Source organism: Bernardetia sp. ABR2-2B (assembly GCF_037126435.1).
Taxonomy (GTDB): Bacteria; Bacteroidota; Bacteroidia; order Cytophagales; family Bernardetiaceae; genus Bernardetia.
The window spans coordinates 3,925,898-3,944,344 of the sequence record NZ_CP147020.1; the positions used below are offsets into that span (position 1 = coordinate 3,925,898).

An 18,447-nucleotide genomic window follows, 5' to 3' on the forward strand; every position below is an offset into this window, starting at 1 on the left:
TAAGTTCGTGCTTTGTTAGACAAGCCGAATACTTGATAAGTTTTGCTCTATCACTCGTTGCACTTCTGCTGTCGTGGTAAGTATTTTTTGATTGTTTACATCCGATAGTTCAACTTCTTTTGGAGAATAGAAATAACCTACACTCGGCACTCGTAAGAAAAACGGAAGCTCCTTACTATCTACCAATATGATACGGTAGTCTTCCACATACTCATCAAAATTTTCAATTTCCTTGCTGTAAATATCTATCTGCTTTTTGGTCGGACAGAATAAATAAACGGTATAGGATTGATTCACGATAGAAGCGTATTCATCATCCGACAAAGGAACATTTGTATCCTTCGAAGTTAGAAGTAGTACAATTTCTTTGATGCCTTTTTTTGATAATTCTCTAATAGATTGACTTATCATTTTAGACCATTTCTTCGCTTCGCCATTACTCAAAAAATCATTGTTTAAGTGAGCAACACGATGAGCGATTTTCTTATCACTTTCCATCTCTTTGATAACTTTCTCTACTGCCATCATTAATTTTGGAGAGGAAGCGATAATATCATTTTTCAAAACCCCTTTCAAGATTCCGATTACGATAGGGAGTATTAGATAACCTTCGGTTTGTTCTTGCTTAGGTTGAAGAGCTTGTTTTTTTCTTGATTTGAACATAGGTTGGTAAATTTGGTGTTGATTATTTTTTGAGTTTACCATTGCCAAATAGTTGGTTTAGCTTGGCAATGGTAGATTTTCATAGTTAGTCTTCTTCTGTTATTTCTACAGGGATACCCAGTTGATTATTTTCTTTATTTCTTTCTTTGAGTCTTTCTTCTGTAGCTGCTTTCATTCCTTCAACATGCTCTTGAGGAGCTGCCGAGCCTGTAATTTCTTCTGTGGCTTGGTTTAGTAAATCAAAGTCTAGCGTGTCTTCGTTTTTAGACTTTGTTGTAGTATTAAATAACACAGTTTGTATTGGCTCTGCTTCGAAAGACCTTATAGCAATTCTATTCAAAAACTCTTGTAGCTCTCCTATTTGCCTAACCGTTCTATCAGGCAGGGAGATATACTCACGGTTAGTAAGTGGAATTTTGAGATAGTTGTAAATGAGCTTACCTTTCTTTTCCATTTTCTCAACAAAATGATGAAGAATAAACTGAACTGTTTGCACAAGCTCTCCAGTCTGCTTATCGGTCTGCTCGTTGAATTTGATTCCTGTTATCAAGCAATCTTTAATCATTTCTTGTGGCAAGTTATTGTCAGATAATAGCACAGAGAGTATATCTCTTGAGAGTCTTTTGTACTCTGCATAATCAGAATTACTTGCTATTTGTGTAGTGTATGAATTGCCTCTTTCAGTTTGAGCAACTACAAACACTTTAAATTCATTTAAAGATTTATTGAAAGTTGATTTTAATTCTCTAGTGAGCATAAATTTTAAAATTTGATAGTGATGAATAAATTTGGGTGATTTGAAATGCCTTTACTTAAAAATCTTCTTGATGATAATTTTTGCAGCTGTTTCTGCTACTTCTTTCAAAATATCTGAAGCAATGCCTATGGCTATGTCTTTGAAAGAAATGACATTGATAAACTTTCCTTTCTTAGTATAACAGATTATATCTCCTGCTTTTTTACTTGCTATGCTTGGCGAGTATTTCGTTGAAACGGTATAAGATTTTGATTCTCCTTGCAATTTTACTTGGTAAGAAGTAGGAGACTGTTGTTCTATTGAAGTGATGATTGATGAGTTCATAGTTTTTGGTATTTTTTGGTGATTTTAGTCTTTATTAGATGAGTTTGGGTAATTTGATTATTTGACTTTTACAAGCGTCTCATAAGTAGTCCGACATACTTCTATGTAATTATCTACCGTATATTCAGCCTCTTTGGCAATTTCAAGTTGAATATCTAAGCGAGTTTTGAAATAAGCCTTTTGCTTTTTTCGCAAATCCACTACTCTTTTGAATAGATTGATAAATAATTTGGCAAGAAGTGAAGTAGATAGCATATAGGTTACAGCTTCTACAAGTGGAATTTTAACTCCATCTTTTTCTATCATATAGATATTTTCTACTCCTTCAAAACTATCCTTATCTTCCACTTCTTCGTTGGTAATAGTGTAAAAAACTGGGTCTAGTAAACCTTGAATTTTTCTTGGATAAGGAAATTTAGGTTTGCTCTCTTCTATCTTTTCGGTTTGACTTTCTTGGCTCATAGATGTTGGTGTTTTTAGGCTTCTAGGTAGTATTTGATTATTGAATTTACTTTTGCTCTGCTGATGGATTCATTCTCAAACACATTTTTTTGAATCACTTTTTTATCTTCAATTTGATTTTGAAAAGCTGTCCATTCCTTTCGTTTATGCTTAAGTAGGAGTTGAGCTTTTGCAGTGTTGTATCTATCAAATATTTCTTGTCTTGCAAGTAGCATTTCCTCCCAACGCTGCTCTACTGACAATTCAAACAGCTTTTCTTTGATAGCTAAGTCGTACCAAATGACTATTCTAAATTCAAAAGGAGGGTATTCTTTTGTTTCTTTCGCCTTCTTAATTTCATTTAGGAATATTTCTCGGTTGGCTTCTATCTGTTCGGTAGTCAGTTGGTTAGATTCTTCTGCCAATTCTTTGCGTTGCAGTTTGACTAATGCTCTTCTATCATTCCCTGTGAATGGAATGAAGTTGCACATCTCTTTCAATCGGCTTCGTGTTCGTTGGTCATAGCCAGTTTCTTCATTTTCAAACATTTCTAAATTTAGATTTGTCGTAAAATGAGTAATCGTGCCAGACCTAAAAACCTTATAACGAAGCTGTAAAACTCGTGTATCAATGTCCACAGAGTTACCATAGCTTTTGTAGGCTCTACATGCATCTAAACCCAATTCATCATAAAACCAATGTGAACTATTGTCGATTATCGGCTGCTTGTTATCCTCGTGCATTTTGAGTAAATCCCAAAACGAGGTTGAGCCAAATCCGTACATTACCTTTCCTCTATTTTTGTAGTGGAATAGTTTGTGAGCTTGACATAAAGCGTTAAAAATGTAAAGCAATTCCGTCTTTCCACTACCAGGCGCACCGAACAATAAAATTCCTTTTGCAGAAGAATATTGCTGATAATCTTTGTCAAATTTCACAGGATTGAAAAAATAATCCCAAAGTAACTTTACGACTTTTTCGTTTGTCTTGTCCAAAACAAATTCTTGAGATTTATTTGGAGAAGCATTACGCATATACGCCGTAGCAAACTCACAAAAGTATTTTGCATTGAACGGAATTATCTTTTGAGATTTAGGTTTTTGAAACTGATGAATAGCGAGTTCTTGAATGCTTTTAGCATCAGAAAACCTATTTGAGGGTAGTTCTTGAGTAGTCTGCATTTTCGAAGTCTTGTTTTGGTGTTTTTGAATTGGTTTTTTTTGATGAGTTTGGAAAAGGAGGGTATATTTGTGACCAATCTCCCAAGATTGCCTTTTCAGTTTGCTCAATGGCTACTTTCAAAGACATTTTTCCAAGATTTCTAAGTTGCTGCTCTGCTTGTATTGGCGCAAGTGGCTTTCCTTTCTGCTTTTTCAGCTCTCTGAATCTAATCCAAGCATCTTGCAGCTCATCAGAGTCGTGAGGCTTTGGCATTTGATTAATCTGCAAATCCCAAAATTCCTGTTGCTCTTCATTCAAAGTTTGCTTTTTGGCTTTTGATTTTTGAGAACCTTTTTTTAGCGCAACTTTTTTTGGAGAGGCATTTTCAGTTTCTACTGGAGATTCTGAAATTTCCTCTTCACTCGGTTTTTCGAAATCTTGATTTTCAGAAATTCCTTCTTCAAAATTTTCTTTCGAAAAATCCTCATGATTATTTGTATTATCTTTAATCTTTAATCTTTTATCTATACTCTTATGATGGCTGAACTTTGTACTGGAGTTTGTACTGAACTTTGTACTGGAGTTTGTACTGGAATTATTACAGGTAATATTATTTTTACTGTAATTTGTACTGGAACTATTACAGGTAATAGTCAATAACCTGTACTCTGTTAGCTTGCCTTTTTTACCTTTGACAAAATCAATAGCTCCAATTTGCTTTAGCTTGTTCCTTACTTTTATAAGTGTTTTTTCAGACACAGATATTTTTTCGGCAAGCAGGTTGTTGGAAATTCCTACCTTATCTTTTTTCCAACCAAATCGATTAAATTCTTTGAGAATGACAAAGTATAAAGCGATTTCGTTTCCATTGAGATATTCAGGTTCTGAAATTATCCAAAAAGCATTGATAGCATCTAAGTAAAAAGGTTTTTTCTCCTGCATTCTATGTTTCCTCTAAAGAGTTTTAAAATTCTAAATAATACATTTACTGCTCTTGCAAGGCTTATCTAAGCCTTAATTTGCGAGTAATATTTGTTTTTGTTTCTTGTCCTGCTGTCTTGTAAAATCCTTTTTCTAATGCCTTTGCGAAAGGAATAGCGACTTCATTTTCAAATTTGTTTCTAAGTTTCATTAGCTCTTCTTTTGAAAAATCCATTCGTAAAACTCCGAATGGTTCTTTTTTTTCTACAAAAAGTAGAGTAACCGTTTCTGCGAAATAGGAGTAAAAAGCGACTTGATTCCAGATAGCATAAGGTGAATAACAGACACGGTTTTCTGCTTTGGAAATATCATCAATAGTTTTTGTTTCGATGACATGCTTTTCATTTTCACTACGATAATCAAGGTATCCGAGCATTTTAAGCCCTGTTACTTCACAAGTGCGTTCAACCTTGATTTGGCGATTGTACGACTTGATTTCTTGCGTAAGTTTGAACTCTTTTTGGAGACAAGCCTTGTACATATTTGTCAGAAGTGTTTTACCATCTTCTGTAATACAAGACTTTTGGCTTTTCTTGATATAAGGAATCATCTCCCACTCTTCATCAAAAGATTTTTTTGATATGCTTTCAAGAAGAGTTTTAAGAGAATCTACATGTTTATTATAGTCTGTTGATAGAATAGAAGGTCTATCGCTGGAATGTTCTGCTAATGCAGATTCAAAAGCCTCTTTGTTTGCCTTTGTAGCCATTGTTTGAGTAGGCTTAGGTAATCTTACTACGTGCAAGTAGTCTTTTGCTTTCTCTCCATAAAAGAGAACATCTTCAAAAGCATTTCCTATTTCGGTAGCTTCGCTTCCTAAAAAAGGTTGTTGTTGAGTATATCGAATATATTCTAAAGGATTTCCTAAAAACTTAGAGGCTGCCGAAGGAGATAATTTACGACCCGATGCGTAGTTTCCACGAGGACACAAGCCTTTTTTATGCATTGACTCCAGTTCTTTAAAGCCGTAGCCTTTTATATTGATGGATTGAGGAGTGTTTTTTTTGATTGACTTTACTCCTTGTTCCATTTTTTTGAAAGCCTGTGCAAACAGGCTTTCAGATTGTTGATTGTTTTGAATTTCCATATTATTGCTTAAGAGATGGTTTGATGTCTACAAAATCACTTTCTTTGTCATTAGAGGTGTTTTTCTTTCTGCCCTCATACGTTATATCTACTCTTTGCCCTCTCAAATAGAATTTATTTGGGTTTGCTTTTTCGCCATCTACTATTTCTCCTGCAACTATATTCAAAGTCTTGATTAAGTTTACAGGTATAGTCTGTTTCATTGAAAATTCCTTTTTTGTTAGAGGGTCATAAAAAACAACTACTTCTACATTTTTCAATTCTCCTTCTATTTCCATTGGCAATGTTACCATTCTGCTAATGCTCACTCCAACACGCTTGTACTGGCGAAGCAGGAAAATTGCATCATCATACTCATCTTTTGTTTCAGCTTTTTCAAGCCTTTTTTCTGCCTTCTCTATTTCTTTTGGAATCTCTTTATTTTTCACTTGTTGAAAAGACCAAAAGTCATGAGTGATACTGGCATTTGTATTTTCAGTTAGATAAGCCTTCTTAGCTTCTTCCTGTGTAAATGATTTTGTAGTAAGAGATTGCTCTTGTACAATTAGCTCTGTTGTTTGATTGTCCATAGTTTTGAAATAAATTAAAATTGATAAAAATTGAATTGAATAAAACTGATTTGAAGTTTTGAAGAGTGATGGGATTCGAACCCATTTTAGCCTTCCACTCTTTGTTTATAAAGCTGCCTTTTGCAGCCTTCTATCTCCTTGTATGTATTTTTCTATCTCTCTTTTTTTGTAACCGTATTCTTTGCCATTGATTTTGAATCCTGTAATGCGATTGTGTCTTCTTGCTTCATTAATTGTATTTTTAGAGATTTTGTATTGATATTCTATCATTTTTGTTGTCAGTAAGACATCATCTCTCTTTTGATTCTCCTCTTTGAGAAAATCGATTTCTTTCTGCATCTGTTCCATTCTTTGGGCTAGAGCTTTTATATAGGCTGGGTTTGGTACTTCTGTCCACATTCCGTTTTGTTTGTCAAAAGTAGTTTTGAAGTGTACCTTTACACTATCTTCTCCTACCTGCTCAAGAGGAAGTTTGTGTTCTTTCTCTTCTTTACTTGCTTCTATTTTTGCTTGATACAGTTCGCTCTCTTTTCTGCTGATAGGCTCAAGCTCATCTGTAAACTCTGTATGAAACCAAGTGAGCAGTTTTTCTACGTCTTCATCTTCTTCTAAGAAGTTTGCAGGAGTGTCGTGTTTTTCATAATCATAATTATCAAAAACAGCTTTTAAATCTTCGGTTTCGATACAGGCTATAAAATAATCTCTACCTACTTTGTATTCTATTTCCCAAGAGTTTCTAAAAGAATATTCTTTTATTTTTATATTTGATGATTTCATAATTAAAATACTGTTTTTAATATTTATTATTTACATTACTGTACACGACACGTTGTGTCAATGGTTACGATAATTGAGCTTCTTTCTGCTCTTTTTTTGCTTCTTTTTCAAGCAGTAAATAGGCTACTTGAAAGGCTGTGGTTTTGTCAAAAACTTTTTCTTCATACGCCATTATCTGACTGTTCTGAATCCGATATCCGAAGCATTCTTTTTCAAATTGTGTAGCTGGTGCAAAAGAGTAGTTGTCTATCTTCTCATAGCTTACCCAAACTGGAAACCATCGTTTCATTGATTTCCAGTAGTGTCGGATTAAGACCCATTTGATACTATTGCTTTGATGGTGTTTCATAAATTGAAAATTCAGCGATGTGAGTTTCTTGTCCTGTTAGCTCTTTTACTTCCGTTTTTAGTTTTTCCACCATAGCAAGTATGCTATAATGACTACTTAGGATTTGCTTTTCCTCTCCTTTTTCTTGATCAGAGAGTTTTCTAAATTTTGATTCTGTAAAATCAAATTTGATTTCTAGGTAGCCTGTTTCAGACTTGAGTTTTGAGAGAAAAGTAAATACTTGTTCTTTTGGCTTGTTGATGGGGTTGTTGATTAGCTCGTTCATTTGCGTAATAGATTAGAGATAAAGATTTCAGTTTCGATTTTGACACGGATTCCAAAACAGATGATATGATACAGAGCGTGCCGAATGAGTTTCTTTAAATGCTTTTTCATTGTTTTCTGATTGAATAGAATTTTATTTAGTGGGTCTTACAAGATTCGAACTTGTAATCTTTTCATTATGAGTGAACTGCTTTGACCGTTAAGCTAAAGACCCAAAATTACTAACCTACTTATCGGAGCGACTAACTCCTATACCTCTTCGCATAGGCTAGTAGTGAATTTAGAAATGAAGAGGAGCATCACTTTTTGATGCTTGTTTCTTAAAGGGCAAAATCTTCCTTGTTTTGCCCTGTTGCAGTCGACTCTTCTGAGGTGATTGCCTGTGGAAGTGGCAGGGTTCGAACCTGCAAAGCTTTTTAAAGAATATTTGAGTTTTTAGGATTTCAACTGTTTACTCTATTTTTTAAAACTCCCCCACCGCTGGGTTGTGGTGCGCTTCCTTTTCATTTGAAAATTATAACCACTTCACGATGCTTACCATAGCATATCACTTCCATTTAGAGCAGTACGTTCACCATCTTTTTTTTAGATGGAAAATTGACTTAGCACCCTGCTCTACCAATGCTTTGTCTTTTGCCTTATGCTACCTGCTCCGTTTGAGTAGGTTCTGATTCCATCAGTTTGCGATAGACTTCTTGAGCTTCTTCTTTTGCCTTTTCTCTTCTTTTTTCTAGCTCGTCTGTTGCGATTCTTAGAATTTCTATATCCATCTTTCTACTTATTTCTGGCTCTTGGCAAATGCTATGAAGTTCTCGTAGAAGGTCATTGCTTGGATTCTCATCGTTACAGTTTATTTTAAGATGATTATCGAATCGCTCATGGTGTCGGTTATCTATTGCTCTTTCTTTAATAGCTGTTGAATCTCCACAGAAATAAGCCTTGTCCATCTCTTCACTTATTTCTTCATAGAACTCAAATACAGCTACTTTACTTTTTGGTTTGTACTTCATCGGTTTGATTTTTTATGGTTTTGGAAATTTATTTTTTAGGTGGTATTTGGTGATTCGTGAGTACGTGATTTTAAAGGTGTAGTTCTTCCCTGTTTAGAATTTTGTATTCTATACTTTGACTATCTAGCTGTTTCCCAAAGTCTGACCTTGCTCGTGCCTTTGCTTTAGTATGAAGAACTTCTTCATTATCATTATCAAAACAGATAATAGCATAGTCTGAATTGAAATCTTGTGCGATGACCCTAACATTAGCAATCTGCTTTTTTGGGGCTGGGTTGTTATAAGGATTTGCTCTCATTTGATTTGTTTTTTTTAAAAAAGTGATAGATAGATTTGGTGGTTGATTAATGAAATTCTTGTGTTTCAGTAATGATTACATCGTCGCCATCTAATTCATACATTATGTGAATCTGACAATCTGTACAATCACAAGATTCGTTCTCTATACTTGCAAGTATGTCTTTGCCACAGTCTGGACAATCTAAATTGAATTTATCGTCGTGATTCATTGTGATTTTTTAGGCTTGATAAAAAGTTTGAAAATTGATTTTACTGATTTGGCTAGTTCTGACCACTCTAGGAATAAAATTCCAAATGTTAGAAGTAGCATTCCGAATATGAAGGCTGCCATTCCTGCTTCGTACAAGCCTAGCCAATCCGTTTGAGTAGGTATTTTAGTTAGCATAGGTAGTTTGGTGATTTTTTTTAGATGTTTAGTTTTTTGATTTAGATAAATTAGTAGATTAACCCATCATACCGACGATGCCATCACATTGATAGCAGAGTTCAAAACTGAAATCCCAAGAAACTCCTTCTTTGAGCATTTCTTCTTTTTCTTTGTCGGTATAGACATTTTCTGCATCTACCATGTATGAGTCTTCATGTTCCATACATTCGCAATCGTGTGGTTCGCCTTTGTTCATTTTTTTAGGTGTTTAGTTTTTATCCAAGAATGCCGACAATACCATCACATTTGCAACATAAGTCAAAATGGAAATCCCAACTTATATCCTCCTCTATCATCTGCTTCTTGTCTTCCTTTGAATAGACTTCATTAGCAGAGATAATATAGGTTTCTATTGGTGGCGTGGAGCATTCACAATCATGTGGTTCTCCTTGATGCTTTTGTATCATAGAAGTTAGTTATTGAGTTCTTTAAGCTCTCGGTCTATTTTTAACCTTGCAGCTTTGAACTCTGCTTTGTAATCGGCTAAAAGTTTTTCTGCTTTTTTGCAGGACTGACCGTTGCTTGTTTTTCGGTAAATGTCAGTACCTAACCGATTGATTTCTTTTTCAAGAAATCGGTATCTGGTTGCTGTCATACATTTGGTGTTTTTGGATTGGAAGATATTGTTTGTTGTTGTACCGATTCAGTAAAGTCCAAATAGGTGTCAATCTGCTTTTGGTTAGCCAACACAACAGGTACAATCTGACTCAGTAGAAAATCAGCATAGTATTTATAATCAGCTTTTTCAGTTAGCTCATTAATGCGTTGGCGTTCTTCTTTGGACACGTAAAAACGAACTTGGGATTTTTCGTCTTCTACATCTCCTTTTTGTTCTGAAAAATGAATTTTCTTTAAAGGGGTTTCTTTTGGTAAAGGCGCAGGAGCTGCCACCGAAAGAACTGGATTTTCAATAAGGGATTTGATAAAGTCCGTTACATTTTTGTGTCCTTGCAAAAACGCAATCACTTCCATTTCTCGTTTGAAAGTTTTGGTGCAAGTAATACACAAATGCTCGGCTCTTTTATTGAGTCTGCGAGGTTTGCGACGCTTTATTTTTCTGATTGTCGTGGAGTGCTGCATAAATTTGTATTGTACATTATGCACTACACTAAAACTTTTGTAGTTTTGTAGTGCTTCGTTTGAATTGGTAATACAAACATAGCACACTTTAATTGAAATTACAACGGTTTTATTAAAAATAATCCGTTAATAACGTTATTTAGAACAATTCTAAATGAAAGAGCAATTCGGATCAAACATGCGTGTATTACGCAAAAAAATGAAATACAGCATCAGTGAGATGTCTGATTTAATGGGTATTGGAACTACTATGGTTTCTAATTATGAACGAGGATCATCTGAACCGAACTTAACTATTTTGATTAAAGTGTCTGAAATTTTCGGTTTAAATGTTCAAGATTTAATAGAATCTACAGAAATAGAGATTCTAACTAAGTTTGAAAATAAAAATAATAGTTCTAATTCTCAGAATAACAACATCATTGATAAGTCGAAAAATTTGAAAAATGTAAATCAAACACAAGGAGGAGGAGTAACTAATACGACTCATACATCATCAGAAAAAGATGAAGTCGTGAAGTTGAGAGAAGAGGTTGTTTTTTTGAAAGAGCAACTGAAATTTACGCAAGGGCTTCTTCAAGACGCTTTAAAAAAATAAGAATATTGTTTTATAAAAAAATATTCAGTGAATAGGCAAATGTTAATATTCATTAACGAGTAATTTAAATTTATTTTGTTGATAGTCAGATAGTTGTTAATTATTTTTAAGGTTTTTTGTAATGTTTTGGTGGTTTTTGTCATTAATTGTAAATACCTAATATATTTTTAACTACAAATATCTTCTTACACAATGGATACTCAAAAACCACAATCTTCTTTAAATCCTAATCGTAGCTGGTACGATAAAAAACGCTTTGTTCTTCCTCTTTTAATTTTTATGTTCCCTGTAGGTCTTTATGCTTTGTGGAAAGGCAGCAGTTTTTCGAAAGGAATAAAGATTGGAATTAGTGCAGTTTATGTATTGTTTTTCTTAATGTACACGGGAGCTGTTCTTTTTGTAATTAATAATCCAAATAATCAAGTAGTTGATAATAATCTTCCTGATAGGGTTGATATGGTTGTAGAGGAAATTACTACAAATGGAAAAGGAGAGTCTATCCAATTTAATGATGATGGTAATGAAATCAGAAGAGTTAGTGCCAAGGAAGCCGATGGGATAAAGATTACAAGAAAGCAGTTACTTCAAAATGAAGTAGGAGATTATTTTAAGCTTGAGCAACTAGAGGAGAAAAATTCTTATGGTGCAATGGCAGGAAATGTTGTTATGAAAATTGAAGGTGTTGATGGTAACTACAGTCTTATTCAGTTAAATTTGTTTGTTGTGCCTGATGATCAAAATGTAGGACCTGCTGTGACAACTGCTATATTTAAAAATCTTCTAGGAGATAAGAAAGGAGAAAAAGAAGCAAATAAGCTTTTTGTAGCGTTTGCTAACCAAGAACAGATAAAGATGAAAGAGTATGAAAATTTTATTCTCAATGTTGATGCTAAAAAGACTGAAGATAATAAAGCTTTTGTGATTTTAGACTTTTTGCCAAAAAATAGCAATAAAAATGAAAACGGAATAAGCAAATCAAACGATTCAAGTGAGGGAATGACTGATTTGGAAAGGGGAAGATATATACAGGAAAATCCAAAAACTAAATGGGCTTTTAATTTAATACAAGGGACTAAATGGGATTTTGAGAAAATTCAAAGAAAACTAGGGAAGTATGAGATGATTCCTGTGACCAGTTATAATCCTAATATTATCGAAGCCTACTATTTTCCAGAAGCAAAAACTACATTATTTAGAAATTCACTCAAAAATGAGTTAGCTTTTATTCGTTTTGGTCGTGCATCTGAGTAAATAAAAAAAATATTATTCCCTATCTTCAAAATAAAATCAATCAATAAACTACCACTCCTTTGTTATATGGAAAGTACCACTAGAGACATCATAAAAGAGCGTATTCGAAGTAAAAAAGAAATACACTTTCAGGGTTTTGTAAACTTCCTCTATACAAAGTGTTATGGTAGTACAAGATTTACTACTATCAAGCAGAAAAGAGATGGTGGTAGTGATGGGGTTTTAGATGGTAATACTATATTAGCTGTTTATGGACCCAACCAACTGGATTTGAATAAATTCAAGAAAAAGTTAGGTAAGAGTGGAAATGCTAAAGAGCCTGGAGATTTTGAGAAGTATGAAAAAAACTTTTCTGATAAGTACCCAAACTGGCAAGTTGTCTATAACAACGAGATGACTACTTCACGTGTTGAATATCTAAGAGAATTAAAGAGTGATGTCATTTTAGTTGGTGTAGATGATTTAGTAGAGTTGATAAGTGTTCAAAACTATGCAGATATTGAAGCAATAGGTAAGTGGCTAGAAATCAAAAATTCTTTAATTAGCAACGATTTACTTTATGAGGTTGTTATAGGAATGCTTAGGTTGGAAGAGGATACTTCTGTTCAAATAAGTAGTTTTATTGAGTCAGCTATTGATCCACAGGAGAAAATAGAAATTAATTTTAGTGGAGAGGAGATAGATAGAGTGACTGAGGAGCTTATAGATGGAATGAAATATTTTGGAGCTTTAGATACAATGTTCAAAGGTAAATCTGACAAAGTCAATATCTTAAAGAAGAAAGTACGTGATGCTCTTGAAGACTATAACGATACTTTATATAATTCTTTGAAGAAATACGAAAAAAGAGCAGCCGAAACATCAAATAAAACTTCGGATGACAAATACAAATATTATTTACGATGTGTACTTTTATATTTGTTTGAAAGATGTTATATTGGCAAAAAGACACTTGCTGAAAAAAAGAAAAATGCTTTATCCAAATGAAAATTCTGATTTAAAAACTAATACCTTTGTAATAGGCGCAGAGGTTATATCACTATTAATCAGAAAAAAAAAGTTCTCTATTATAGAGGATGTAATGAAGCAATTTCTTAAAATTGACAAAAGATACAGTCCCGATATGTTTCTGGAAGCTCTAACTTTATTATACGCTTTGGGTTATATAGAGGTAGAAGACTACACAATCAAACTTGTAAAAAATGGTAACCCTCAAACGACTTTATTCGACTGATAATATTATTCCTTCTATTGAGTTTCACTTAGGGGTGAATATAATTTTGGGTGAGTATAGAAATAAAGAAGGAGGTATAGATAATATTAATGGAATAGGGAAAAGCACTATAATTAGATTGATAGATTATCTGTTAGTCGGCACTAAATCTAAATCATATCTGAAGGATTCTTCTCACAGTTTCTTAAAAGAAAAAAGTATATTATTAGACCTGAAAATTGATAGTAAAATTTATACTATCAAGAGGTATATAGGCAGTAATGAAATATACTTTTCAGAAATTAATAAAGTGGGAATCAAATACGAAAAGGAAGCTGACTTCAAAGAACACTTGTGGAGTTTATTTTTTGAGAAAGATCACTATGAAGGATTTAGTGACTCATCTTGGTTTAGAAGAATAATTAAGTTTTTTATAAAAGATGACAAAAGTGAGCTAAAGAGAGATAATCCAGTAAATTTCACAGGATATTCCCTAAATGGAAATATTTTATCAATGTATAATATGTTTTTATTGGGTATATCTAATAACTTAGTACATAAACACAGTGAAAAATCTAACGAACTAAAAGAAAAGCAAGACTTAAAAAGTAAGATAACTCATTTATTAGAAGAAGAGTATAAAGCAAATATAGACGAAATACAGCACTCAATAGACGAAAAAGAAAGAGATATAGCTAGATTAGAATATATGGCAGAAAATTTCGACACACATGGTTGGGATGAAAATACAGAGAGTAAAGTAAGAGAAATAGATATTCGTATAGAAGAGTTACGTAACAGAAAGCGTTCTTTCAAGGAAGAATTGGATGAGTATGAAAAAGGTATAGAGTTAGCAATAGATATAGATGTTGATAAAGTCAAGAAAATGTATGGTGAACTTAATAAAAGTTTGGCTTTTGAAATAAAAAAGAGGTTAGATGATATAATAGAGTTTCGACAAAACATTTCAAAAAATAGAAAGAGCTTTCTAAAAAAGAGATTGGAAACTTTGAATGAAAAAATAAGCGAGATAGGTAAAAACATTTTATCCCTTGAGTCAGAAAAACAGTTATATTTAGGAACGCTGAAAGACAAAAAATCTTTTACTAAAATCACTGATATGCTCACAAAAGTAGCAGAAGAAAAATTGAAACTTGCAACTACAAAAAAAGAACTGGAAAAATTAAATCAGTTAGAAATAGATATTAGTGAGGCTAGAGCTGATGCACAAGCTTTTAAAACACAAATAATTCGCTCTCTTAGTCAAGAAGATGAAACTGTAAAGAAAATAAGGCTTTTATTTTCATCTGTAATCAAAGAAATAGGTCTTTCTGTAGGTTCAGATAACGGTTCTTTAGATATAAAAATGGGAGAAAAAGTAACAGAGTCTTGTAGAATAAATATCAAAACTCCAAAAGAAAAATCTTTAGGACGTGGAAGAGCTCAACTCCTTGCTTATGACTTAACTGTATTTACTCTAATCATTCAACAAGCTAGAAATCTCCCTCATTTTTTATGTCATGACGGAATATTACACTCAATAGACGAAAAAGTAATAGGTAAGTCCTTAAATTATATGCACAGTTTGACTAATATTAATCCAGAAATGCAATACATAACCACCTTAAATCAAAATGAAATTCCAACGGATTTTGAGTGGAATTTTGATATACATGAAGCTACCGTTGTCAAACTCTCTGATGCGCCTGATGAAATGCTGTTTGGTCAAAGCTATAAGTAAAAGCAAGAAGTATTCCATGGCTTTGCCTATTGGTTAGCCTCTTCTTGCCATTTTTTATTTAAGAAGTCTATTAAACCTTGTATAGTAAAGTGTTTATCATTTACTATTACATTATGAAATGTTTTTAAAAATGTAAGACCAAAAATTTTATATATCGTCTTTTCTACATAGGTGTTGTGTGCTACATTTGTGCGAGTTGTGGTAACTGTAATCATATTTGTAATATTTTTATGTTTATCGTTTTATTCTCTAACAAATATACGAATTATAAAGATTTTTGTTAAAAGCAACTGAAATATACGCAGTCTTTGTTGGAAAGGGCTATTTCTAAATAATACTATGATGAAATATATTTTTTCAATTCTTGTGCTATGCTTATTTTTATTTTCGTGCCTTTCTCCTGAGCAGAAAGCAGAGGTAGAAGCGTATAAAGCAGAACAAGAAGCTAAGAGAATAGAAGAAGAAAATAAATCTAAGAAAAAACCAATTCCAAAAATTGAAAATTTTGAGATTGTTTATGAGCAAATGACTTGGTCATCTGAAAAATCTGTTTCTGTTCTAAATCAATTCATTTCAATAGACAGTTCTTTTAGATGCCAAAATCAATCACTTATGAGGTTTCTTGATTTATCTTTATATAATGCTGAAAATAAAAAAAAGACTGGGACCTATCATAAAATTGATAACTATGATATAAGAGTTTACTTTTCAGAAAAAGACTCAAGAAAAAATATAGATAATTGGATTGCTAGAATTATCAAATTTGAAGATGAAGAACCTAAGTATTATTTAGAAACTTGTGAAGACAGCTCAAAAGCTGAAAAAGAAAAAGATAAATTAAACTTTGATGCTGATGGTAACGGAACTACAGAGTTTTAATATCTTCTTATTACAAGACAAAGAATGTAAGTCAGGTGCAGGGGGGGAGTAATGGTTCTGACGCTTCTAAAGACGTGGTTATTGAGTCTTTGAAAAGAGAAAACGAGCTTTTACATAGCCAATTGGATAGAGCGAATAAGATTATTGATATGCTTCTTCAAAAAAAATAAGAATATTGTTTTATAAAATAATATTCAGTGAATACAGCAAATGTTAATATTTATTAACAAATAATTTAAGTTTATTTTGTTGATAGTCAGATAGTTGTTAATTATTTTTAAGATTTTTTGTAATATTTTGGTGGTTTTTGACATTAAGTAGTGAACCCTAAAATTATTTACTATGCTAGAAATATTCTTACTACTCGTTATTGTCGGATTGTCTATTTTCTTGTTTCTAACAATCAATAAAAAGAAAAAATCAGATGAACAGTTAAAAACTCTACAATCGGACTTAGAGAAAAAGACTTCTGAATTAACTCAAACTAAAACGGACTTAGAAAAATATAATGGTATTGTTGATTTAGAAAAATATCAAACAGATAAGAAAACAGAAAATGAAGAGTTAGATAAAAAAGCTAGTGAATTATCTTCTCAAATAAAAAACTTAGAATCTGAGTTATCAGAATTAGAAAAATCTCTAAAAATTTATCAAGATGACGTTAATTTCATAGAATATGGAATATATGAACCTGTTTTTGATTTTGATACATCTGAAAAGTATAAAGAAAAAATCAAAGATTGTGTAAATAGACAAAAGACTTTAATTAAAGCAGGAAAAGCAGCAGTTTGCCATAGAGAATGGTCAGTAGGTGGTAGTTTAGCAGAGGGAAAGAAAATGATACTCCAAGCAGAAAAATTAGCTATTCGTGCTTTCAACGGAGAGTCAGACGCATTGATAGGAAAAGTAAAATGGAATAACTTTGAACGCTTTGAGGAAAGGATTAAAAAAGCATTCAACGCTATCAATAAATTAAATAAAAAGAATGAATTAGAAATCACAGAAATTTATTTAGAAGAGAAATTAGTAGAACTTCGCCTTACCCACGAATATCAAGTCAAGAAACAAGAAGAAAAAGAAGAGCAACGAGAAATCCGTGAGCAAATGCGAGAAGAGGAAAGAGCCAAGCGTGAAATAGAAAAAGCTAAGAAAGATGCAGAGAAGGAAGAAAAGCGTTACGAAAAGGCATTGGAGGAAGCACAACAAGAATTAGAATCGGCACACGGAGATGAGCTTTCAAAAATGGAAGCCAAAATAGCAGCTTTACGAGAAAAGCTAGAGGAGGCTCACAAAAATAAAGAACGAGCTCTATCGATGGCACAGCAAACTAAAGCTGGTCATGTGTACATCATCTCAAATATTGGTTCTTTTGGAGAGAGTGTTTACAAAATTGGAATGACAAGAAGACTTGAGCCAATGGACAGAGTAAAAGAGTTGGGAGATGCTTCTGTTCCTTTCTCATTTGATGTTCATGCAATGATTTATTCAGAAAATGCACCTGAATTAGAAAATCAACTACATAGAATATTCAATGAGCGTAGATTAAACCGAATCAATAATAGAAAAGAATTTTTCAATGTTTCATTAAATGAAATAGAAGAAGCAGTTTTAGAACATACCAACGCAGATATTGAATTTACCAAAATAGCTGAAGCTCAAGAATATCGTGAGACACAGGTTATTTTGAGGGAAACACTAATCTCAAATTAAAAGCAAGTTATATTAATAAATAATTATGATGACAGAAGAGGAAGTAATCAAACTAGAGGCTAAAGATTTTTTCGAAGAATCAATAGAAGCATCTTTGGGATACAATGTTGATAATAAAGTATCTGAGCTACGTTCAAAATTGTATGGTTTTTATTCAGATGTGAGTAAAGCTATATTTCTTGATGAAATTTATAAGCACACTCATAAATATGTAAAGAATCATATAGATAAAGCTCATAATGGAGAGGCTAGTTCTGAGTGTCAAGTAGATGTAGGAGGTAATAAGTTGCTTTATTATATAAAGCAAGAGGTAAGTGTATTGCCAAAAATAGCACACCAAAAGTTTGAGTCAGATGGCAAAGAAAGGAACAAAGTCTTTGTGAGTTATAGTCACTTAGACACAGACTTTTTATTAGACATAAAAAGACACTTTAAGCCATTTTCAAAGAAAATAGACTTTTGGGATGATACTAAAATTGAGCCTGGACAAAAGTGGAAAGACGAAATAAAGAAAGCTATAGAACAAACGAAAGTTGCTATTCTGTTAGTTAGTACCGATTTTTTAGGTTCTGAGTTTATTGCAGATGAGGAATTACCTCCTTTATTAAAAGCTGCTGAAGAACATGGAGCTGTGGTATTGACTGTTATTTTAAAGCCTTGTTTATTTGATGAGTTTACTGACATAAGTCAATATCAAACAATGAACCCTCCAACTAAACCTGTCAGCCGTATGGACGAAAATGAAAAAGAGGATTTGTATGTTAATTTAGTGAGACAGACAAAGAAATTTTTAGATAAAGCATAATGAATTTGATAGAATCATAAATCCTTACTTAAAAACATCAATCAAAATGAAAAAAAGAAGT

At 32.7% G+C, this 18,447-nt stretch carries 26 protein-coding genes and 1 tRNA gene; 7 read left to right on the top strand and 20 right to left on the bottom strand.

Annotation, left to right across the window (positions count from 1 at the left end; all coding sequences use genetic code 11):
* Positions 1-15 precede the first annotated feature (15 nt).
* From WAF17_RS16615 to WAF17_RS16705, 19 genes are all read right to left on the bottom strand, one after another.
* Positions 16-663, bottom strand: a complete 648-nt coding sequence (locus WAF17_RS16615) for a hypothetical protein (RefSeq protein WP_338761953.1) — start codon at positions 661-663, stop codon at positions 16-18.
* Between the two features lie 85 nt (positions 664-748).
* Positions 749-1,420, bottom strand: a complete 672-nt coding sequence (locus WAF17_RS16620) for a hypothetical protein (protein ID WP_338761955.1) — start codon at positions 1,418-1,420, stop codon at positions 749-751.
* A gap of 51 nt (positions 1,421-1,471) precedes the next feature.
* Positions 1,472-1,744, bottom strand: coding sequence for a hypothetical protein (locus WAF17_RS16625; RefSeq protein ID WP_338761957.1), 273 nt, complete (start codon positions 1,742-1,744; stop codon positions 1,472-1,474).
* Positions 1,745-1,801: 57 nt separating this feature from the next.
* Positions 1,802-2,206, bottom strand: a complete 405-nt coding sequence (locus tag WAF17_RS16630) for a hypothetical protein (RefSeq protein ID WP_338761959.1) — start codon at positions 2,204-2,206, stop codon at positions 1,802-1,804.
* A gap of 14 nt (positions 2,207-2,220) precedes the next feature.
* A complete protein-coding gene (locus tag WAF17_RS16635; protein WP_338761962.1) occupies positions 2,221-3,366 on the bottom strand; it encodes a hypothetical protein in 1,146 nt (381 codons plus the stop codon).
* Positions 3,335-4,288, bottom strand: coding sequence for a hypothetical protein (locus tag WAF17_RS16640; protein ID WP_338761965.1), 954 nt, complete (start codon positions 4,286-4,288; stop codon positions 3,335-3,337). The genes WAF17_RS16635 and WAF17_RS16640 overlap by 32 nt, the downstream gene beginning before the upstream one ends.
* A 61-nt stretch (positions 4,289-4,349) precedes the next feature.
* The gene (locus WAF17_RS16645) at positions 4,350-5,414 is read right to left on the bottom strand and encodes a hypothetical protein (protein WP_338761967.1); all 1,065 of its coding nucleotides are present in this window, start codon (positions 5,412-5,414) and stop codon (positions 4,350-4,352) included.
* A 1-nt stretch (position 5,415) separates the two neighbouring features.
* Positions 5,416-5,982, bottom strand: a complete 567-nt coding sequence (locus tag WAF17_RS16650) for a hypothetical protein (RefSeq protein WP_338761970.1) — start codon at positions 5,980-5,982, stop codon at positions 5,416-5,418.
* 105 nt (positions 5,983-6,087) lie between these two features.
* The gene (locus WAF17_RS16655) at positions 6,088-6,759 is read right to left on the bottom strand and encodes a hypothetical protein (protein WP_338761972.1); all 672 of its coding nucleotides are present in this window, start codon (positions 6,757-6,759) and stop codon (positions 6,088-6,090) included.
* 64 nt (positions 6,760-6,823) lie between these two features.
* Entirely contained in the window at positions 6,824-7,048 is a 225-nt protein-coding gene (locus tag WAF17_RS16660) for a hypothetical protein (RefSeq protein WP_338761975.1), read from the bottom strand.
* 37 nt (positions 7,049-7,085) lie between these two features.
* The gene (locus tag WAF17_RS16665; protein WP_338761978.1) at positions 7,086-7,373 is read right to left on the bottom strand and encodes a hypothetical protein; all 288 of its coding nucleotides are present in this window, start codon (positions 7,371-7,373) and stop codon (positions 7,086-7,088) included.
* Positions 7,374-7,513: 140 nt separating this feature from the next.
* Positions 7,514-7,586 (bottom strand) — tRNA-Ile (locus tag WAF17_RS16670).
* A gap of 424 nt (positions 7,587-8,010) precedes the next feature.
* Positions 8,011-8,382, bottom strand: coding sequence for a hypothetical protein (locus tag WAF17_RS16675; protein ID WP_338761981.1), 372 nt, complete (start codon positions 8,380-8,382; stop codon positions 8,011-8,013).
* A gap of 70 nt (positions 8,383-8,452) precedes the next feature.
* Positions 8,453-8,680, bottom strand: coding sequence for a hypothetical protein (locus WAF17_RS16680; protein WP_338761983.1), 228 nt, complete (start codon positions 8,678-8,680; stop codon positions 8,453-8,455).
* Between the two features lie 46 nt (positions 8,681-8,726).
* The gene (locus WAF17_RS16685; RefSeq protein WP_338761985.1) at positions 8,727-8,891 is read right to left on the bottom strand and encodes a hypothetical protein; all 165 of its coding nucleotides are present in this window, start codon (positions 8,889-8,891) and stop codon (positions 8,727-8,729) included.
* Positions 8,888-9,067, bottom strand: coding sequence for a hypothetical protein (locus WAF17_RS16690; RefSeq protein WP_338761987.1), 180 nt, complete (start codon positions 9,065-9,067; stop codon positions 8,888-8,890). The genes WAF17_RS16685 and WAF17_RS16690 overlap by 4 nt, the downstream gene beginning before the upstream one ends.
* A 58-nt stretch (positions 9,068-9,125) precedes the next feature.
* Entirely contained in the window at positions 9,126-9,305 is a 180-nt protein-coding gene (locus WAF17_RS16695) for a hypothetical protein (RefSeq protein WP_338761989.1), read from the bottom strand.
* 216 nt (positions 9,306-9,521) lie between these two features.
* On the bottom strand, positions 9,522-9,704 hold the full coding sequence (locus WAF17_RS16700; RefSeq protein ID WP_338761991.1) for a hypothetical protein: 183 nt from the start codon (positions 9,702-9,704) through the stop codon (positions 9,522-9,524).
* Positions 9,701-10,189 carry a hypothetical protein gene (locus tag WAF17_RS16705; protein WP_338761993.1) on the bottom strand — a complete coding sequence of 163 codons (489 nt, stop codon included), beginning with the start codon at positions 10,187-10,189 and terminating at the stop codon, positions 9,701-9,703. The genes WAF17_RS16700 and WAF17_RS16705 overlap by 4 nt, the downstream gene beginning before the upstream one ends.
* 178 nt (positions 10,190-10,367) lie before the next feature.
* On the opposite strand from WAF17_RS16705, the gene WAF17_RS16710 reads away from it, so the two are divergent.
* The 4 genes from WAF17_RS16710 (at position 10,368) to WAF17_RS16725 (ending at position 14,992) form a co-directional block, all read left to right on the top strand.
* The gene (locus WAF17_RS16710) at positions 10,368-10,787 is read left to right on the top strand and encodes a helix-turn-helix transcriptional regulator (RefSeq protein WP_338770213.1); all 420 of its coding nucleotides are present in this window, start codon (positions 10,368-10,370) and stop codon (positions 10,785-10,787) included.
* A gap of 192 nt (positions 10,788-10,979) precedes the next feature.
* Positions 10,980-12,038, top strand: coding sequence for a hypothetical protein (locus tag WAF17_RS16715; protein ID WP_338761995.1), 1,059 nt, complete (start codon positions 10,980-10,982; stop codon positions 12,036-12,038).
* A 66-nt stretch (positions 12,039-12,104) separates the two neighbouring features.
* Positions 12,105-13,025 carry a hypothetical protein gene (locus WAF17_RS16720; protein ID WP_338761998.1) on the top strand — a complete coding sequence of 307 codons (921 nt, stop codon included), beginning with the start codon at positions 12,105-12,107 and terminating at the stop codon, positions 13,023-13,025.
* Between the two features lie 215 nt (positions 13,026-13,240).
* Positions 13,241-14,992, top strand: a complete 1,752-nt coding sequence (locus WAF17_RS16725; protein ID WP_338762003.1) for a DUF2326 domain-containing protein — start codon at positions 13,241-13,243, stop codon at positions 14,990-14,992.
* A gap of 26 nt (positions 14,993-15,018) precedes the next feature.
* On the opposite strand, the gene WAF17_RS16730 is transcribed toward WAF17_RS16725, so the two are convergent.
* The gene (locus WAF17_RS16730) at positions 15,019-15,207 is read right to left on the bottom strand and encodes a hypothetical protein (protein WP_338762006.1); all 189 of its coding nucleotides are present in this window, start codon (positions 15,205-15,207) and stop codon (positions 15,019-15,021) included.
* Positions 15,208-15,331: 124 nt separating this feature from the next.
* Here WAF17_RS16730 and WAF17_RS16735 point away from each other — a divergent pair, with 124 nt between their 5' ends.
* The 3 genes from WAF17_RS16735 (at position 15,332) to WAF17_RS16745 (ending at position 18,386) form a co-directional block, all read left to right on the top strand.
* Entirely contained in the window at positions 15,332-15,871 is a 540-nt protein-coding gene (locus WAF17_RS16735; RefSeq protein WP_338762009.1) for a hypothetical protein, read from the top strand.
* Positions 15,872-16,213: 342 nt separating this feature from the next.
* Complete coding sequence (locus tag WAF17_RS16740; RefSeq protein ID WP_338762012.1) at positions 16,214-17,581, top strand: DUF4041 domain-containing protein; 1,368 nt, start codon at positions 16,214-16,216, stop codon at positions 17,579-17,581.
* 25 nt (positions 17,582-17,606) lie between these two features.
* Positions 17,607-18,386: a toll/interleukin-1 receptor domain-containing protein gene (locus WAF17_RS16745; protein WP_338762014.1), complete on the top strand. Its 780-nt coding sequence runs from the start codon at positions 17,607-17,609 to the stop codon at positions 18,384-18,386.
* Positions 18,387-18,447: the final 61 nt, after the last annotated feature.

Bases quoted from the DNA above. Each gene is read 5' to 3' on its own strand.
- WAF17_RS16615 (WP_338761953.1), bottom strand. From the start codon at position 663: ATGTTCAAATCAAGAAAAAAACAAGCTCTTCAACCTAAGCAAGAACAA.
- WAF17_RS16620 (WP_338761955.1), bottom strand. From the start codon at position 1,420: ATGCTCACTAGAGAATTAAAATCAACTTTCAATAAATCTTTAAATGAA.
- WAF17_RS16625 (WP_338761957.1), bottom strand. From the start codon at position 1,744: ATGAACTCATCAATCATCACTTCAATAGAACAACAGTCTCCTACTTCT.
- WAF17_RS16630 (WP_338761959.1), bottom strand. From the start codon at position 2,206: ATGAGCCAAGAAAGTCAAACCGAAAAGATAGAAGAGAGCAAACCTAAA.
- WAF17_RS16635 (WP_338761962.1), bottom strand. From the start codon at position 3,366: ATGCAGACTACTCAAGAACTACCCTCAAATAGGTTTTCTGATGCTAAA.
- WAF17_RS16640 (WP_338761965.1), bottom strand. From the start codon at position 4,288: ATGCAGGAGAAAAAACCTTTTTACTTAGATGCTATCAATGCTTTTTGG.
- WAF17_RS16645 (WP_338761967.1), bottom strand. From the start codon at position 5,414: ATGGAAATTCAAAACAATCAACAATCTGAAAGCCTGTTTGCACAGGCT.
- WAF17_RS16650 (WP_338761970.1), bottom strand. From the start codon at position 5,982: ATGGACAATCAAACAACAGAGCTAATTGTACAAGAGCAATCTCTTACT.
- WAF17_RS16655 (WP_338761972.1), bottom strand. From the start codon at position 6,759: ATGAAATCATCAAATATAAAAATAAAAGAATATTCTTTTAGAAACTCT.
- WAF17_RS16660 (WP_338761975.1), bottom strand. From the start codon at position 7,048: ATGAAACGATGGTTTCCAGTTTGGGTAAGCTATGAGAAGATAGACAAC.
- WAF17_RS16665 (WP_338761978.1), bottom strand. From the start codon at position 7,373: ATGAACGAGCTAATCAACAACCCCATCAACAAGCCAAAAGAACAAGTA.
- WAF17_RS16675 (WP_338761981.1), bottom strand. From the start codon at position 8,382: ATGAAGTACAAACCAAAAAGTAAAGTAGCTGTATTTGAGTTCTATGAA.
- WAF17_RS16680 (WP_338761983.1), bottom strand. From the start codon at position 8,680: ATGAGAGCAAATCCTTATAACAACCCAGCCCCAAAAAAGCAGATTGCT.
- WAF17_RS16685 (WP_338761985.1), bottom strand. From the start codon at position 8,891: ATGAATCACGACGATAAATTCAATTTAGATTGTCCAGACTGTGGCAAA.
- WAF17_RS16690 (WP_338761987.1), bottom strand. From the start codon at position 9,067: ATGCTAACTAAAATACCTACTCAAACGGATTGGCTAGGCTTGTACGAA.
- WAF17_RS16695 (WP_338761989.1), bottom strand. From the start codon at position 9,305: ATGAACAAAGGCGAACCACACGATTGCGAATGTATGGAACATGAAGAC.
- WAF17_RS16700 (WP_338761991.1), bottom strand. From the start codon at position 9,704: ATGACAGCAACCAGATACCGATTTCTTGAAAAAGAAATCAATCGGTTA.
- WAF17_RS16705 (WP_338761993.1), bottom strand. From the start codon at position 10,189: ATGCAGCACTCCACGACAATCAGAAAAATAAAGCGTCGCAAACCTCGC.
- WAF17_RS16710 (WP_338770213.1), top strand. From the start codon at position 10,368: ATGCGTGTATTACGCAAAAAAATGAAATACAGCATCAGTGAGATGTCT.
- WAF17_RS16715 (WP_338761995.1), top strand. From the start codon at position 10,980: ATGGATACTCAAAAACCACAATCTTCTTTAAATCCTAATCGTAGCTGG.
- WAF17_RS16720 (WP_338761998.1), top strand. From the start codon at position 12,105: ATGGAAAGTACCACTAGAGACATCATAAAAGAGCGTATTCGAAGTAAA.
- WAF17_RS16725 (WP_338762003.1), top strand. From the start codon at position 13,241: ATGGTAACCCTCAAACGACTTTATTCGACTGATAATATTATTCCTTCT.
- WAF17_RS16730 (WP_338762006.1), bottom strand. From the start codon at position 15,207: ATGATTACAGTTACCACAACTCGCACAAATGTAGCACACAACACCTAT.
- WAF17_RS16735 (WP_338762009.1), top strand. From the start codon at position 15,332: ATGATGAAATATATTTTTTCAATTCTTGTGCTATGCTTATTTTTATTT.
- WAF17_RS16740 (WP_338762012.1), top strand. From the start codon at position 16,214: ATGCTAGAAATATTCTTACTACTCGTTATTGTCGGATTGTCTATTTTC.
- WAF17_RS16745 (WP_338762014.1), top strand. From the start codon at position 17,607: ATGATGACAGAAGAGGAAGTAATCAAACTAGAGGCTAAAGATTTTTTC.